Here is a 14839-nt window from a genome sequence, read left to right on the forward strand (position 1 = left end):
TCGGCCTGTCTGCGGCTGGAAAGGGGCGCCCTGTTCAGGCGCCCCCATTAACGTCTGGCAGGTTTTAGGCCGCCCAGCCCCACTTATAGTGGTGATGCTCGAAGGAGACATGCATGTCGGTGCCGACAAGCCCGTCCTTCATGTGGCGATACAGCGAACGCCAGTATGGCTGAATGGTCACGCCTTCTTCCTGGATCATCGTCTCGCCCTTGGCGACCACTTCGCGGCGCTTGTCGGCATCCGCGATGGCCAGCGCTTCGGTCAGAAGCGCGTCAAACTCGGCATTTGCCCAGCCGAATTCGTTCCAGGCTTCACCGGTACGATAGGCCAGAGCCCAGATTTGCACGCCCAGTGGGCGGTGGTTCCAGTTGGTCGAGCTGTAGGGGTATTTCGCCCAGTCGTTCCAGAACGTGTTGCCCGGCAGAACGGTCCGCTTGACCTTGATACCCGCGTCACGCAGCTGCGCTGCAACCGCGTCGGTGGTGTTCCGGCGCCAGTCATCGTCGATCGAGATCAGCTCGTGCTCGAAATCGATCATTCCGGCTTCTTCCATCAGCGCGCGCGCGCCTTCTGGGTCGACCTTCTGCGGCGGCAGTTCGTAATAGTCCGGGTGGATTGGACCAACATGGTGGTTTTCCGCAGGCGAACCGCGACCGCCGTAACCCAATTCCAGACAGATCGAGTTATCAACCGCCATTTGCAGAGCCTGACGCACACGCTTGTCTTCGTAAGGCTTCTTGCCGTCGATCTCGGCCAGCTGGTTCGGGCGGATTACGATGGTGTTCATAGTCACAACTTCGGATTTGATGTACCCGAGGCTGTCCATCACGTCGATGAATTCACCAACCGATTCATACAACATGTCGACTTCATCGGATTCCAGCGCGGCCAGCCATGCGGACGGGTCGGTGCCGTAGTCAATGTAGACGATGCTATCCAGCGCCGGGCGACCAAAGATCTCTTCGCCCCACCAGGTGTGGTTCTCGTTGCGAACGAGGGTGGCTTTCACGCCGACTTCCAATTCCTGCACCAGATATGCGCCGGTGCCCACATTGTTAAGCAGATCGGTTTCACTGAACGAGCTGTGTACGATAGCTGCCGGATAGTCCGCCATGCCTGCGATCAGCGAGATATCAGAGGCCGGCAGGTTCAGTTTGACGGTGTTGGCATCGACAACTTCGATTGCGCCGTCAATGGCCTGACCAGATTCAGGATCGATCAGTGTCGCAAAGCGACCTGCCATCGAGTTGGTTTCCGAGCTTTTGTCACACCAGCGCCCGATGTTGCGGGCCACATCTTCCGCGGTGAAGTCGTCACCGTTGTTCCATTTGACGCCCGGACGGACTTTCAGAGTGTAAACGGTTGCGTCGTCGTTGACTTCCCAGCCCTCCAGCAACATGCCGCGGAACGTACCGTCCGAGTTGTACTCGACCAGATACTCGAGCGTGCCGCGGGTGACGTTCGCGATCTGCGACCAGTCATAGGTGCGTGGGTCCTTCAGGGCGCGCACTTCCTGCTGAACGCGAAGGGTGCCGCCTTCTTTCTTTGCATCTTCTCCGGCCGCACGCGCTGGGGCGGCCAGTCCGATCATGCCATAGGCTGCGGCGGCGGTGACCCCAAGACCCGTGGTGCGGGTCAAAAACTCGCGTCGGTTCAGTTTGCCGTCCCGATATTCCTGTGCGTGCATTTCTGCCGCCCAGTGCATCGGTGCTCCGGTCATCGTTTGATTATTCATTAACGTTACTCCCTGTGAGACAGTATTTTTTTGGATGAAGTGGCGAACCGCTCAGGCCGGAATGCTCCGGCCGGCAGGTTCATTAGTCTTCTGATCTCGGATTTCGGACATCCCCATGACCGACATTCGGCACCAGAATTTTGGTGAGGTCAATGTTCGAAATCGTCATTCGAGGTACAAAAACGACATTGACGGGCGGTGTTTACCGCTATCAGCTTTTTTTGCCCCAGGGGAATCCCTTGGCAGGTTCAGTTTCGCGGCAGTGGATTCGCCGCGAATTCTCTGCATGTGTGTTCGCGATCAGTGCGACTTCAACCGCATCAGGTATCACTTTGATAAGTCGATCCGATTCCAACTTTTCATGCGGGCGCGAAACCAGGTGCGCTGTCGTTTGGCGAATTGGCGGGTCGAGATCGTGGCCCGTTCGCGGGCTTCATCCAACGTCATGGTGCCGTCGATATAGGCCATCAACTCGGGTACTCCGATGGCCTTGAATGCCGGAAGCGACGGATCATAGCGGTCCCGCATCCTTTCAACCTCGGTCAATGCACCGGTGTCCAACATCAGGTCAAAGCGGCGCGTGATGCGGTCCAAAAGCCATTGTTTATCCACGTCGAAAACGATGGGCACTGTGTTCTTCACGTCCAAAACCGGGGGTGGTGTGGCGTCTTGCCAGTCACTGAGGTTTCGACCGGTGGCATTGTACACTTCCCATGCCCGCTGAACACGGGCGCGGTTTTGTGTGTCGATCCGGGCCAGTGTCTGCGCATCCACACCCGCGATCAGAGTCTGCAAGGTTAGGCTGTCTGCCTCGGCCCGGATTTCGGACGGTGTAGGTGGAATATCGGCCATACCTTCGGTCAGCGCAGAAAAATATAGGCCGGTGCCCCCTACAATAATGGGGCGTGCGTCGCCGGTCAGCAGTGGTTTCACCTCGCGCAGCCAATGGCCGGTGGAGTAGTCCTGATTATATGAGATATGTCCGTACAGAAGATGCGGCGCACGGGCTTCTTCTTCAGCAGACGGGCGGGCGGAAAGCACGCGCCAGCAATCGTAGACCTGGCTGGCATCGGCATTCACGATGTCGCCGCCGAACTGTTCGGCGATCAACAGGGCAAGGGCGGACTTTCCGGACGCGGTTGGACCGGCAATCAGAACAGGTTTCCCATCAGGAATGGGGGGCAGGCGGTCCAATATCTGCGATCTCGCGGGTTCGGTCATCTCGGACTGCCTTATTCCTTACCAATCGCATTGAACCTGCGGCGGTTTTGCTTCATTTTGCGCCTGAAAATAAACCCGTGCCAGCCCGGAGCGCAACATGACCATTTCCCCAACCACCGACACCGCCGAAATCACAAAGGCAAGGTATGATCGCGTAATGCTGAAAATCTCGGGCGAGGCGCTTATGGGCGATCAGGGGTTCGGCCTGCATCCGCCCACAGTTCAGCGCATCGCGCAAGAGATCAAATCGGTGCACGATTTGGGTGTCGAGATCTGCATGGTTATTGGCGGCGGCAATATCTTCCGCGGTCTCAGCGGATCGGCACAGGGGATGGAACGGACTACGGCTGATTACATGGGCATGCTGGCAACGGTCATGAACGCGCTGGGGATGCAGTCCGCGTTGGAAGAAATCGGCGTTTTCACCCGGGTAATCTCAGCCATCCGCATGGACGAGGTGTGCGAGCCCTACATTCGCCGCCGTGCCGTGCGCCACCTTGAGAAAAAGCGGGTCTGCATCTTTGCCGCCGGAACCGGAAACCCGTATTTTACCACCGACACTGCCGCGACCCTGCGCGCCAATGAAATGGCATGTCAGGCGATCTTCATGGGTAAGAACGGCGTCGATGGTGTTTATGATAAGGACCCCAAGGAACACGCGGATGCCGTGCGGTACGACACCGTCAGCTATGATGATGTTCTGGCCAAACGCCTGCGGGTCATGGACGCGTCGGCCATTGCACTGGCGCGCGACAACAATCTGCCGTTGATTGTCTTCGGGCTGGACGAACCGGGCGGGTTCCGGGGCATTTTGGCCGGTGAGGGGACCTACACCAAAGTTCAGGGCTAAACCGCTTTACAGTTTGCTTAAAAGCCGGGTTTGGATGCCCGGCTTTTTTGTGCGCGTTTAGCAAACCTGAACGCTTGACGAACCATCTCAGTCCTTGCAATTTGACCGCGTTCCTGCGCCGGACGGTAGCGGGGGCTGTCTGCGCCTATCGCGCGGACTGGGCTGGAAGACCTGCCATGATTTCTGAGGGTTTCGAAATCATGCTCGGACACCTCTTGAATGAACGCGCATGATCAAGGAGAGACGTGCGATGAGCACTCTGGATATCAATTTTGTCCGGTCACAGTTTCCGGCCTTTTCCGAGCCCAGCCTGCAAGGGCAGGCATTCTTCGAAAACGCTGGTGGGTCATACACTTGCAAGCCGGTTCTCGACCGCCTGACGCGGTATTATACCCAGCGCAAAGTGCAACCCTATGCACCCTATGAGGCCAGCCGTCTTGCCGGCGAGGAAATGGACGAAGCCCGGGCACGCATGGCAGCAATATTGGGCGTCGAGACGGATGAGTTGAGCTTTGGCCCTTCGACCACGCAGAATACCTATGTCCTGGCGCAAGCATTCCGACAATGGATGCAACCGGGTGAGGCCATCATTGTCACCAATCAGGATCATGAGGCGAATTCAGGTCCGTGGCGGCGGCTAGCGGACGAGGGAATCGAAATCCGTGAATGGCAGATTGATCCCGAAACCGGGTCGTTGAATCCGATGGATCTGGAGAACCTGCTGGACGAAAACGTGCGTCTGGTGTGTTTTCCCCATTGCTCGAACGTGATCGGAGAGATCAACCCGGTTACCGAGATTACCGCGATTGCCCATGCGGCGGGGGCATTTGTATGCGTTGACGGCGTATCCTACGCACCACACGGGTTTCCGAATGTGGGTGATCTGGGGCCGGATATCTATCTGTTTTCGGCCTACAAAACATATGGGCCGCATCAGGGTTGTATGGTCATCCGGCGTACGCTGGGCGAGATGCTGCCGAACCAGGGGCACTATTTCAACGGCGACGTGCTGTACCAACGGTTTACTCCCGCGGGACCGGACCATGCCCAGATTGCGGCCAGCGCGGGCATGGCGGATTACATTGATCTGCTGTGCGACCATCATAGCGGGCCAACCGGCGAAGCGGCCGAGCGTGGTTCATTCGCCCATGATCTGATGCGCTCGCAAGAGGTCGCATTGCTGCAACCGGTTCTGGATGCGGTCAAAGACCGCAACGCCGTTCGCCTGATCGGAACATCCGATGCCAGCCGCCGCGCGCCGACTGTGGCCCTGGCGTTGAACCGCAATGCCGAAGCGGTTGCCGCCGATCTAACTGGATATGGAATCATGGCCGGCGGAGGTGATTTCTATGCCGTGCGCCCGTTGACCGCGATGGGGGTTGATCCGGATCAGGGCGTGCTGCGGGTCAGTTTCACGCACTATACGTCTCAACAGGAAATTGATCAGCTTTTGAATGCACTAGACGACATTTTGTGATCCAATTCCCCTGCTGCTTCGTAACCGAAGAAAGAAGAAAAGAGCAGGGCGGACATGGAACAGCAGCGGTCACCGATCATAATGTGGTTCCGACGGGATTTGCGCCTGTCGGATCACCCTGCACTGAGCGCCGCGCTTGAGAGCGGGCGACCGATCATACCAGTTTTCATTCTGGACCACACGGTCCAGGCTTTGGGCGCAGCGCCGAAATGGCGTCTTGGATTGGGCCTAAAGGCTTTTGCCCAGGCGCTAGAACAGGCTGGCAGCCACCTGATCCTGCGGCATGGGGATGCGCTGACCGTTCTGCGGCAGCTTGTCGTCGAAACCGGCGCAAGCGATGTGTTTTGGACCCGCGCATATGACCCGGACGCCATTGCCAGAGATACGAAGATCAAGACGGCTCTGACCGATCAAAGTGTCACGGTTAAATCCTTCGCCGGCCATCTTTTGTTCGAACCTTGGACAGTGGCGACAAAAACAGGGCAGCCGTTCCGTGTGTTCACTCCAATGTGGCGTTCAGTGCGCAGCCGGGATGTTCCGGCCCCAAACAACGCTGTGTCTCATCTAAAACCGCCCGCGATGTGGCCCGTTTCTGAAAACCTTGAGGATTGGCATCTGGGCGCGCAGATGCGCCGCGGAGCATCCGTGGTCACACCCCATGTCCGACCGGGCGAAACCGCAGCTTTTGAGGCGTTGCATCAATTTCTGGACCGCATCGCCGACTATTCAGATCGCCGGGATCGTATGGACTTGGACGGAACATCTAACCTGTCCGAGTATCTGTCTTTAGGTGAAATAGGTCCGCGCAGTGTCTGGCACGCAGTTCAGCGGGCCGGGATGACGGGAGTTCAGGGGGGCGAACCCTATTTGCGCCAATTGGTCTGGCGCGAGTTCGCTTATCATCTGATGTATCACACTCCATCCTTGCTCAGCGGTAATTGGAAGCCGGAGTGGGATAGGTTTCCCTGGAACACTGATCCGGACCAGCCTGAAGTGGTCGCTTGGAAGCAGGCGAAAACCGGCGTCCCGGCAGTCGATGCCGGGTTACGGCAGATGTATGTGACCGGGCGAATGCACAATCGGGCCCGGATGATCGTGGCGAGTTACCTGACCAAGCATCTGATGACCCATTGGAGAATTGGCATGGATTGGTTCGCGGATTGTCTGGTCGACTGGGACCCGGCGGCAAACGCGATGGGCTGGCAATGGGTTGCAGGGTCGGGGCCGGATGCGTCGCCATTCTTTCGCATCTTCAATCCGCAAACCCAGCAGGAAAAATTCGATCCGCAATCGGACTTCGTTCGGCAATGGATTGCTGAGGGGCAGAGCAATCCACCAGCAACAGCACTGGCGTATTTTGATGCGGTTCCGAAGTCATGGAACCTCAGCCCACAGGACCCATACCCGCAACCCGTTGTCACTTTGGCAGCCGGTCGGGCGCGTGCATTGGCGGCCTATGAGGGCCGAAAAAACCAGTAACGAATTGAAAACTTGCCATAAACACAAACTCGGCCTAGCCTGTTTGCGCGGCCGCACAGAGGAGAGCGGATGACTTTGATGACCACCGAGGGGCAGAAAGACCTGCCCAGGTACTTTGCGCAAGTATTCAAAATGGTTAGCCGGATGCAGTCCGGCCGATTGGACATCGGACTGCCGGATGGTCGTGTCTTCCGAACCGAGGGCACCAAACCTGGGCCGGTTGCGCGTGTGGATATCCACAATCCAGACGTTTTCGCCCGCCTGGTCCGTGAAGGTGAACTTGGTTTTTCCGACGCATATCTGGAAGGTGACTGGAGCACGCCGGACCTGCGATCCTTTATGGACCTGGTGCATATGGGTAATGAAACGGTCTACGACGATTTCACCGGAAAAGTCCTTGTGCAGATGTATGAGCGGCTGCGGTTCTGGTTGCACCGCAATAACCGGACACAGGCCAAAAAGAACATCTCGTACCATTATGATCTGGGCAATGATTTCTATGGTTTGTGGCTTGATGACACGATGACCTATTCCAGTGCACTGTTCGAAACAGGGCAGGAAAGTCTGGAAAAGGCGCAAACCGCAAAATACGCCAGCATGGTCGATGAAATGGGTGCAAAACCCGGAGATCACATTCTTGAGATTGGCTGTGGCTGGGGCGGCTTTGCTGAATACGCTGCAAAAGAGCGTGGCCTGCAGGTCACAGGTCTGACGATCAGTCAAGAACAGTTGAAGTTTGCCAGGCAGCGTATTGAAAATGCTGGTCTTTCGAATTTGGTTGAATTCAAATTGCAGGATTACCGGGATGAGCGTGGCCAGTACGACGGAATCGCATCGATCGAGATGTTCGAAGCGGTAGGTCAAAAGTACTGGCCTGTGTATTTCGACACTGTGCGTGAGCGATTAAAGCCCGGGGCGCAAGCGACCTTGCAAATTATCACTGTCGCGGATCATCGATGGGATGTTTATCGTAACGGCATTGATTTCATTCAGAAATATATTTTCCCGGGCGGCATGCTTCCGGCGCCTTCCATTTTGAAGGAACAAGTTGCTCAAGCGGGTTTGAAAGTCGTCAAATCGAAAGAATTCGGTAAAAGCTATGACCTGACCCTGCGCCGCTGGTATGACACGTTCAACGGCAAGTGGGACGAAATCTCGGAAATGGGCTTTGATGAGCGTTTTCGCCGCATGTGGAATTATTATTTGACCGCCTGCGGAGCAGCCTTTGACACCGGTAATTGCGATGTGACACAGATCACTATAGCGAAACCGAGTTAAGGAACGGACTTCAGAAATGCCCACTGCCCCCAAGCTTGTTTCTGGCTTATGCCTCTTGATCGTGGCGTTCTTAGTTTCGAGTATGGTCATTGAAAACGGTGATGAAGGTAAGAACTATGGCATGTTTACCTACGTAAACATGGCTTTGGGCGTGATTTGCGGTTGGTGGATCATGGGCAAGCGTGCTGGCCGGGGCTGGACTGCCGCTATCAACAATGGATTGACCGGAATAGTGGCGCTGGTGTTCTGGGGCCTGTTTGTTCAGGGTGTCAACGAAATGCTCCGTCTGGCAATGCGGCATAGGTACGACGGCCCGTTCGAGGCACTGATAGCTATATTCAAAATCGGTGTTGAATATGGTCAACAACTGGTGGTTCCCGAAATCTTGTGGACTTTGCTCATCGGAGCTCTTGTCACTGGGCTGGCCACTGAGGAAGCAGCCCGCCGGTGGCGGTGAGCTGACAACTTAAAGTACGAAAGAACCCAACAGTGTCAGATCTGTTCTTTTATGGCACGCTGCGGCATTTGCCATTGCTGGAGCTTGTCTTGGGACGTCCAGCGTCCAAACTTGAATTTTCCCAAGCCACTCTGAAGGATCATGCAGTCCATAGCGTGCGGGATCAGGCCTTTCCCATGATTGTTCATGAGGAAGGCAGTCTGGCCAAAGGGTTATTGCTCCGGGGATTGAGTGAGGAAGATCAGAACCGTTTGGTCTTCTACGAGGGTGGTTTTGATTACGACCTGCGGGAGCAGACAGTTGATCTGGCCGACGGGTCGATATCGCAAGCCCTTGTGTTCTACCCTGAGCCGGGGCTTTGGAACCGCGGCGGTCTCTGGTCGCTGCAGGGCTGGTTGGATGTGTGGGGCGCGATGACGATGCTCGCCGCGCAAGAGGTTATGGGTTTTTACGGCAAGGTTGATGCGGAACAAATTGCGCGAAGCTTTCCGTCGATCCGGACGCGAGCATGGGCAAAGCTGGCTGCCCGTCAACGTGCGACAGGTGATGCACGAGACACTGCCAAAGACGTCATCGTGCACGATCGTAAACCGGCCTATGTCAATTATTTCGGGATGGAAGAAGTCGCGTTGCAGCATCGCCAATACGATGGCTCGATGGGCAAAGTGCTGAACCGCAGCAGCCTGATGCAGGGCAGCGCCGTGATCGTCCTGCCATATGATCCCGTGCGCGACACGGTTTTGTTAGTTGAACAATTCAGGGCACCGATCTTTCTGGCTGAAGATCCTGAACCTTGGATGTGGGAGCCGGTCGCCGGGATGATCGACCCAGGCGAAACGCCGGAACAAGCGGCCCTGCGCGAGGCCGAAGAAGAAGCCCAGATTGCGCTGAACCGGCTGGAATATGCAGGCGGCGCGTATTCCTCCAGCGGGTCATCGACTGAATATCTATACCTTTATGTCGGGCTGGCTGATCTGATCAAGACCATCGAAGATGGTGGGTTGGCAACGGAGGGTGAGGATATCCGAACCCAGATTCTGCCTTTCAGTGAATTCATGGACAGGGTCGACAGTCATGGGTTCAAGGATTTGCCGCTTTTGGCGGTGGCCCATTGGCTTGCACGTCACCGTGAGCGCCTGCGCGGATGATTTTCGCCGCTTGTGGTCGTCGCGCACCACAGGTAAATCTGCGTTGATCCGAAATGAAATGAGGGCGCCATGCGCATTGCACGAGACCTTGCCGACGCAGTCGGAAAAACCCCGCTGATCCGCCTGCGTCGCATCAGCGAAGAGACCGGGTGCGAGATTCTCGGCAAGGCCGAATTCATGAACCCCGGCCAGTCGGTCAAGGATCGTGCGGCGCTCTACATCATCCGCGATGCCATTGCGCGTGGTGACCTGAAACCGGGCGGCACCATTGTCGAAGGTACGGCGGGTAACACCGGGATCGGTTTGGCGCTTGTTGGTGCGTCGATGGGGTTCAAGACCGTCATTGTCATCCCGGAAACGCAGTCCGAAGAGAAAAAGGACATGCTGCGACTAGCTGGGGCTCAGCTGGTTCAGGTTCCGGCCGCACCGTATCGCAACCCTAACAATTTCGTACACTATTCCCGTCGTTTGGCCGAAGAACTGGCGCAGACCGAGCCCAATGGCGCGATCTGGGCCAACCAGTTCGACAATGTGGCGAACCGTCAGGCGCATGTGGAAACAACCGGTCCCGAAATCTGGGAACAGACCGATGGCAAAGTTGACGGGTTCGTCTGTGCCGTGGGCTCGGGCGGTACATTGGCGGGCGTAGCGGACGCGTTGCAGCCCAAAGGCGTCAAGATCGGTCTGGTCGATCCGATGGGGGCTGGGCTGTATTCGTATTACACCACCGGCGAAATCGCGATGGAGGGCGGCTCGATCGCCGAAGGCATCGGTCAGGTGCGCATCACCAAGAACCTTGAAGGGTTCAAACCAGATTTCGCTTATCAGATGTCGGATAACGAGGCGCTGCCTTACATCTTTGACCTGCTGCGCGATGAAGGCCTAGTCATGGGCGGTTCAACCGCCATTAACATGGCTGGTGCGGTACGTCTGGCCAAAGATCTGGGTCCGGGCCATACCATCGTGACCATACTGTGTGACTATGGAACTCGCTATCAATCCAAGCTGTTCAACCCGGATTTCCTGCGTGAAAAGGAATTGCCTGTCCCGGACTGGATGACCGAAGCGCCACGTAATATCCCCGGCGTTTTTGAGGACGTGTGATGCTGCGGCGTGTTCGCCTGTTCCTGAACCTTGTTGCGGTATGTTTTGCGATACTTAGCGGCCCCGCTGCCGCGCAGCTAACCGATCGTCAAAGCGAGTATTATCAGGGCTGGGTCAAAACGGCGGACCGCGCGGAGACGGTAATCGAGGACAATCGCGCGTCGAACGCTTCGCTCGAAAACCTGCGCTCAGAGATCAACGGCTATAGAGATGATTTCAATCGGGCCCGCGGTGCAAACACGGAACGCATCCAGACGCTGGAAAATCAGATCAAGGCCCTAGGTGCTGCGCCCGAAGGCGACGCGACTGAACCGGAAGATATTGCCACACTACGAACGCATCTAGACGAGCAGCTGAACAGTTTGCGCGTCCCGCAGATCATCTCACAAGAGGCATTCAGCCGGGCCAATGGTCTGATATCTGAGATAGACAAACTATTGCGAGACCGTCAGGCGAAAGAACTTTTGGAGCGCGGACCGTCGCCCCTGAACCCCACCCACTGGCGGCCGGCCTGGGTTGATGTGAATGAAGCTGCGCAAGCGTTGTTCAACGAAGCGCGGCGGAACCTGAGTACTGACGTAGTACATGAACGTTTGCGTGCACGTGGGCTGGGTATTCTGGCTTTGGTGTTCGTTGCTGGTGTTCTGCTGTTTTACGGCAAGCGCTGGTCGGAAGCTGCTGGTGCGCGTCTGCGAGCCCTAGGGGGGCAGGGAAGTGGCGTATGGACGTTCCTGACCTCGTTGCTGCGTATTATCCTCCCTTGGTTCGGCGTCTGGCTTCTGGTTCAGGCGGTTGTGATGACAGGTGTCCTGGGCCTGCGCGGGACGCTGTTGATGGAAAACGTGCCGTATTGGGCGGCGATCATCCTGTATTATGACTGGATTGGCCGACAGGTTTACGTGCTGCAAGCGGCGCAGGGGTTCAAAAAACTGTCCCGCCAGAAAGTCACTGAGTTACGCGTCTACCTCGATTTTCTTGCCGGGCTCCTGATCCTGCATGAACTGGTGAACTTGTTCGATCAGATCGAAAATATCTCGGATGCGACGCGCGCTGTCGTCGCCTTTCCGGTCATCGTCGCAACAGCTTTGATTCTTCTTCGCGTCCGTCGCGTCCGCAGCGTTGATGTCCCAGTCGATGCTGATGAGCCGTCCGCAACGGCCCGCGCTGCCGGGTTCAGCCAGCTGGTCGAGTTCATTCGACGCGCTTTGTTCTTCCTTGGGATCGCCAGCCCGATTTTAGCGATGCTGGGGTATACGAATGCGGCTGAAGCAATCGTTTTCCCGGCCGTGCGTTCATTGGTTCTTATTGCCGCGCTGGTCATCGTCCAACGCTTCCTGACGTCTGTTTACGGATGGCTCGGCGGGCAGGGCGATAAGGCCAAGGACTCGCTGTTTTCGGTTCTCATCGGCTTTGCAATGGCCATTCTGGCAATGCCGGTCCTCGCGCTTTATTGGGGCGCGCGTGAAACCGACCTGCTAGAAGCCTGGTCGCGCCTGCTGCAGGGGTTCGACATCGGCGGCGTAACCATCTCGCCCAGCAATTTCTTTACCTTCCTAGTCATATTTGCCGTCGGCTATGGCCTGACCCGAATGCTGCAAAGCGGGCTGCGCAATTCGCTACTGCCAAAGACCAGTATTGATCCAGGCGGGCAAAACGCGATTGTTTCGGGCACCGGGTATGTCGGTATTTTCCTGGCCGCGCTGGTTGCGATTACGATTGCCGGGTTCAACCTGTCTTCGCTGGCCATTGTTGCCGGTGCTTTGTCGGTCGGGATCGGCTTTGGTCTGCAGACCATCGTGTCGAACTTTGTTTCGGGCATTATCCTGTTGGTCGAGCGTCCAATCTCGAAAGGGGATTGGATCGACGTGAATGGGATGATGGGCTACGTCCGCGATATCTCGGTTCGCTCTACGCGGATTGAAACGTTCGACCGCACGGATGTAATCGTTCCAAACTCGGACCTGATCAGCGGCGTTGTCACGAACTACACCCGCGGCAATACGATTGGGCGGGTGATTGTTCCGGTCGGGGTCGCCTACGGAACTGATACCCGGTTGGTGGAAAAAATCCTGGGTGAGATTGCGAATGCGCATCCGATGGTTTTGGCCAATCCAGCCCCCAGCGTGGTGTTCCAGGGGTTTGGTGCAGATTCTCTGGACTTTGAAATCCGGGCCATCCTACGCGATGTGAACTGGGTGCTGTCGGTCAAATCGGACATGAACCATGAGATCAACAAACGCTTTGTCGCTGAAGGGATCGAGATCCCGTTTGCACAACGAGACGTCTGGTTGCGTAATCCCGAGACGTTGCAGGGCGGCGCAGCCCAACCCACCAAGGAAACCGACGAAACACCGGCGGTAAAGCCATCCTCAGCGCCTGTCGAGATGACTGAGACTGATTTGGCTGATGGTGACGGGGACGAGATTTAAACGCCTTAGCAAGGCTTTCGATTTCAGGTGAAATTTCACCTCAATGGGGCCTTGCAAATCCCTCGGCGATAGTTCAAATAACGCCGGCACGGAGAGGTGGCCGAGTGGTCGAAGGCGCACGCCTGGAAAGTGTGTAGGCGGGAGACCGTCTCCAGGGTTCGAATCCCTGTCTCTCCGCCACTCATACCTGTCTCAATTCAGTTGTATTTTCTGACCCGGAATTGTTCCGCAATTCCCGCGAGTTGGCGCATGCGCTTTCAATCAGAGACAGAGCGGTTCGTACATTCAGAGGACAATTCAGGCCCCAGTCTCAGTGCCGCATTTTGGCGGGGTCGCTTTGGGCTGGATTTCCCTGATACCCGGCAATTTACAGGGAATTTTCGTGAAACGGGTTCGAATGCAGGCGTTTCACATGTCAGAACTGCATGTTTTACAGAGGTTTATGTTGCAAATTCCCTAAAAAGTGGAACAGGGAATTATCTCGTGGGAACAGGGAATTGTGCCGACGGATCAGGGAGGGCGAACCCTGTATCAGGGACGCAGGATCTGGAGCTATCAAAAGCCGAACTGGCGTTGCTGTTCGGTCCAGTCAAGTGGGTGGGTAACGCTGACCAGACGCTTGAGTGTGAGTTCGGGCGGCTGGGTGCCGTCGAGAATCGCGGCCGGAATCTTCGGTGAGAGAAAGGCGAGCTGAGCACGGGTACGGATGAAGGCGCCAGGGACGCTTTCGCTGCGTGCAATCTCCATCAGTTGAACTCCGGCTTTCAGATCACGGGCCCAGCCATGGGCGCGGATCAGCATTGACCGGAGATGGGGATCGGGTTGGGGTGCCATGTCTCCGGCGATGACCTTGGCCTCGACACCGCGGCGGCGCAGATCGAAGGGTGCGGTGACGTGGGTGAGATCCGAGTGCAGATGGTCTGCAGCAATGCCAAGTGCGCATGTCAGAGTTTTGGGGTTCAATTCGAGGTCGATCTGTCCTCGTGCAATTCTGCCGTTGGCCAGAATATCAGCGCCAACCTGACCGGTTTGGCATTGAAGCCGGGTTACTAAATCCGCAACTGAAGTCTGAACTGCCTCCGCTGACCCGGCCTCCGGCTGCGCCAGTACCTGGTGCGCGGCGGCGGCGTCTTGCAGATGTCTGACGATGACATCCATGACTGCGTTTTCCAGCGCAGGGCCAGGCAGTCGCCAGCCGGAGATATCCTTGCCACCCGAGATCAACCGATTGGAGACGTAATAGCGTAACCGTCGGCCTTTGCGCGTGGTGTGGGTTGGCGTCAAGCGATCACCAGTTTCATCCTGCAGTGAACCCGTGAGCCAGGACCCGGGGTCAGTGGTACGTTGGCGCGTATCGGGTGTAGGGTCTGCACGGGATCGCTGCGACGCTTTGCGCATTTTTTCCTGCACCCTGTCCCAAACGGGCACTGTCAGAAGAAACTTATTGAGGCGGGCATGGCGAGCACTTAGCGTCGCAGGATGACAAGACGCAGCCCTTTTCGCTACTTCAAGACGAGCCCCGAGATCATCCGTCTGGCCGTCATGATGTATGTTCGGTTTCCGCTTTCGCTTCGCAATGTTGAAGATCTTTTGCACGAGCGCGGCATCGAGATCAGCCACGAAACTGTGCGTTATTGATGGAACAGATTTGGCCCGATGTT

Annotated in this window: 11 protein-coding genes, 1 tRNA gene and 1 pseudogene; 10 read left to right on the plus strand and 3 right to left on the minus strand. The window is 56.6% G+C overall.

The window, feature by feature from the left end; genetic code table 11:
* Positions 1–64: 64 nt before the first annotated feature.
* Both DK510_RS11220 and miaA read right to left on the minus strand, forming a co-directional pair.
* Positions 65–1735 carry an ABC transporter substrate-binding protein gene (locus DK510_RS11220; RefSeq protein ID WP_109312160.1) on the minus strand — a complete coding sequence of 557 codons (1671 nt, stop codon included), beginning with the start codon at positions 1733–1735 and terminating at the stop codon, positions 65–67.
* Between the two features lie 327 nt (positions 1736–2062).
* Entirely contained in the window at positions 2063–2956 is an 894-nt protein-coding gene (gene miaA, locus DK510_RS11225; RefSeq protein WP_109312161.1) for a tRNA (adenosine(37)-N6)-dimethylallyltransferase MiaA, read from the minus strand.
* A gap of 97 nt (positions 2957–3053) precedes the next feature.
* On the opposite strand from miaA, the gene pyrH reads away from it, so the two are divergent.
* The 9 genes from pyrH (at position 3054) to DK510_RS11270 (ending at position 13358) form a co-directional block, all read left to right on the plus strand.
* Positions 3054–3806 (plus strand): UMP kinase, encoded by a 753-nt coding sequence (gene pyrH, locus DK510_RS11230; RefSeq protein ID WP_109312162.1) that lies wholly within the window; start codon positions 3054–3056, stop codon positions 3804–3806.
* A 250-nt stretch (positions 3807–4056) separates the two neighbouring features.
* Positions 4057–5283, plus strand: a complete 1227-nt coding sequence (locus DK510_RS11235; RefSeq protein ID WP_109312163.1) for an aminotransferase class V-fold PLP-dependent enzyme — start codon at positions 4057–4059, stop codon at positions 5281–5283.
* Positions 5284–5337: 54 nt separating this feature from the next.
* A complete protein-coding gene (locus tag DK510_RS11240) occupies positions 5338–6762 on the plus strand; it encodes a deoxyribodipyrimidine photo-lyase (protein WP_109312164.1) in 1425 nt (474 codons plus the stop codon).
* A gap of 69 nt (positions 6763–6831) precedes the next feature.
* Complete coding sequence (locus DK510_RS11245; RefSeq protein ID WP_109312165.1) at positions 6832–8040, plus strand: cyclopropane-fatty-acyl-phospholipid synthase family protein; 1209 nt, start codon at positions 6832–6834, stop codon at positions 8038–8040.
* Positions 8041–8056: 16 nt separating this feature from the next.
* Positions 8057–8497: a TrgA family protein gene (locus tag DK510_RS11250; protein WP_109312166.1), complete on the plus strand. Its 441-nt coding sequence runs from the start codon at positions 8057–8059 to the stop codon at positions 8495–8497.
* A gap of 32 nt (positions 8498–8529) precedes the next feature.
* A complete protein-coding gene (locus DK510_RS11255) occupies positions 8530–9645 on the plus strand; it encodes an NUDIX domain-containing protein (RefSeq protein WP_109312167.1) in 1116 nt (371 codons plus the stop codon).
* Between the two features lie 69 nt (positions 9646–9714).
* A complete protein-coding gene (locus tag DK510_RS11260; protein ID WP_109312168.1) occupies positions 9715–10749 on the plus strand; it encodes a cysteine synthase A in 1035 nt (344 codons plus the stop codon).
* Complete coding sequence (locus DK510_RS11265) at positions 10749–13178, plus strand: DUF3772 domain-containing protein (protein ID WP_109312169.1); 2430 nt, start codon at positions 10749–10751, stop codon at positions 13176–13178. The genes DK510_RS11260 and DK510_RS11265 overlap by 1 nt, the downstream gene beginning before the upstream one ends.
* A gap of 90 nt (positions 13179–13268) precedes the next feature.
* A tRNA-Ser gene (locus tag DK510_RS11270) sits at positions 13269–13358 on the plus strand.
* A gap of 375 nt (positions 13359–13733) precedes the next feature.
* Here DK510_RS11270 and DK510_RS11275 read toward each other — a convergent pair.
* A complete protein-coding gene (locus tag DK510_RS11275) occupies positions 13734–14576 on the minus strand; it encodes a hypothetical protein (protein WP_109312170.1) in 843 nt (280 codons plus the stop codon).
* Between the two features lie 81 nt (positions 14577–14657).
* Here DK510_RS11275 and DK510_RS11280 point away from each other — a divergent pair.
* Positions 14658–14810: pseudogene (locus DK510_RS11280) on the plus strand (IS6 family transposase); the annotation flags it as partial.
* Positions 14811–14839 lie beyond the last annotated feature (29 nt).

This window comes from Ruegeria sp. AU67 (genome assembly GCF_900312795.1).
Classification (GTDB): Bacteria; Pseudomonadota; Alphaproteobacteria; order Rhodobacterales; family Rhodobacteraceae; genus Ruegeria; species Ruegeria atlantica.

Excerpts from the sequence above, each read along its gene's own strand:
- DK510_RS11260 (WP_109312168.1), top strand. The coding sequence starts at position 9,715 with ATGCGCATTGCACGAGACCTTGCCGACGCAGTCGGAAAAACCCCGCTG.
- DK510_RS11240 (WP_109312164.1), top strand. The coding sequence starts at position 5,338 with ATGGAACAGCAGCGGTCACCGATCATAATGTGGTTCCGACGGGATTTG.
- miaA (WP_109312161.1), bottom strand. The coding sequence starts at position 2,956 with ATGACCGAACCCGCGAGATCGCAGATATTGGACCGCCTGCCCCCCATT.
- DK510_RS11235 (WP_109312163.1), top strand. The coding sequence starts at position 4,057 with ATGAGCACTCTGGATATCAATTTTGTCCGGTCACAGTTTCCGGCCTTT.
- DK510_RS11265 (WP_109312169.1), top strand. The coding sequence starts at position 10,749 with ATGCTGCGGCGTGTTCGCCTGTTCCTGAACCTTGTTGCGGTATGTTTT.
- pyrH (WP_109312162.1), top strand. The coding sequence starts at position 3,054 with ATGACCATTTCCCCAACCACCGACACCGCCGAAATCACAAAGGCAAGG.
- DK510_RS11245 (WP_109312165.1), top strand. The coding sequence starts at position 6,832 with ATGACTTTGATGACCACCGAGGGGCAGAAAGACCTGCCCAGGTACTTT.
- DK510_RS11275 (WP_109312170.1), bottom strand. The coding sequence starts at position 14,576 with ATGCGCAAAGCGTCGCAGCGATCCCGTGCAGACCCTACACCCGATACG.
- DK510_RS11220 (WP_109312160.1), bottom strand. The coding sequence starts at position 1,735 with ATGAATAATCAAACGATGACCGGAGCACCGATGCACTGGGCGGCAGAA.
- DK510_RS11250 (WP_109312166.1), top strand. The coding sequence starts at position 8,057 with ATGCCCACTGCCCCCAAGCTTGTTTCTGGCTTATGCCTCTTGATCGTG.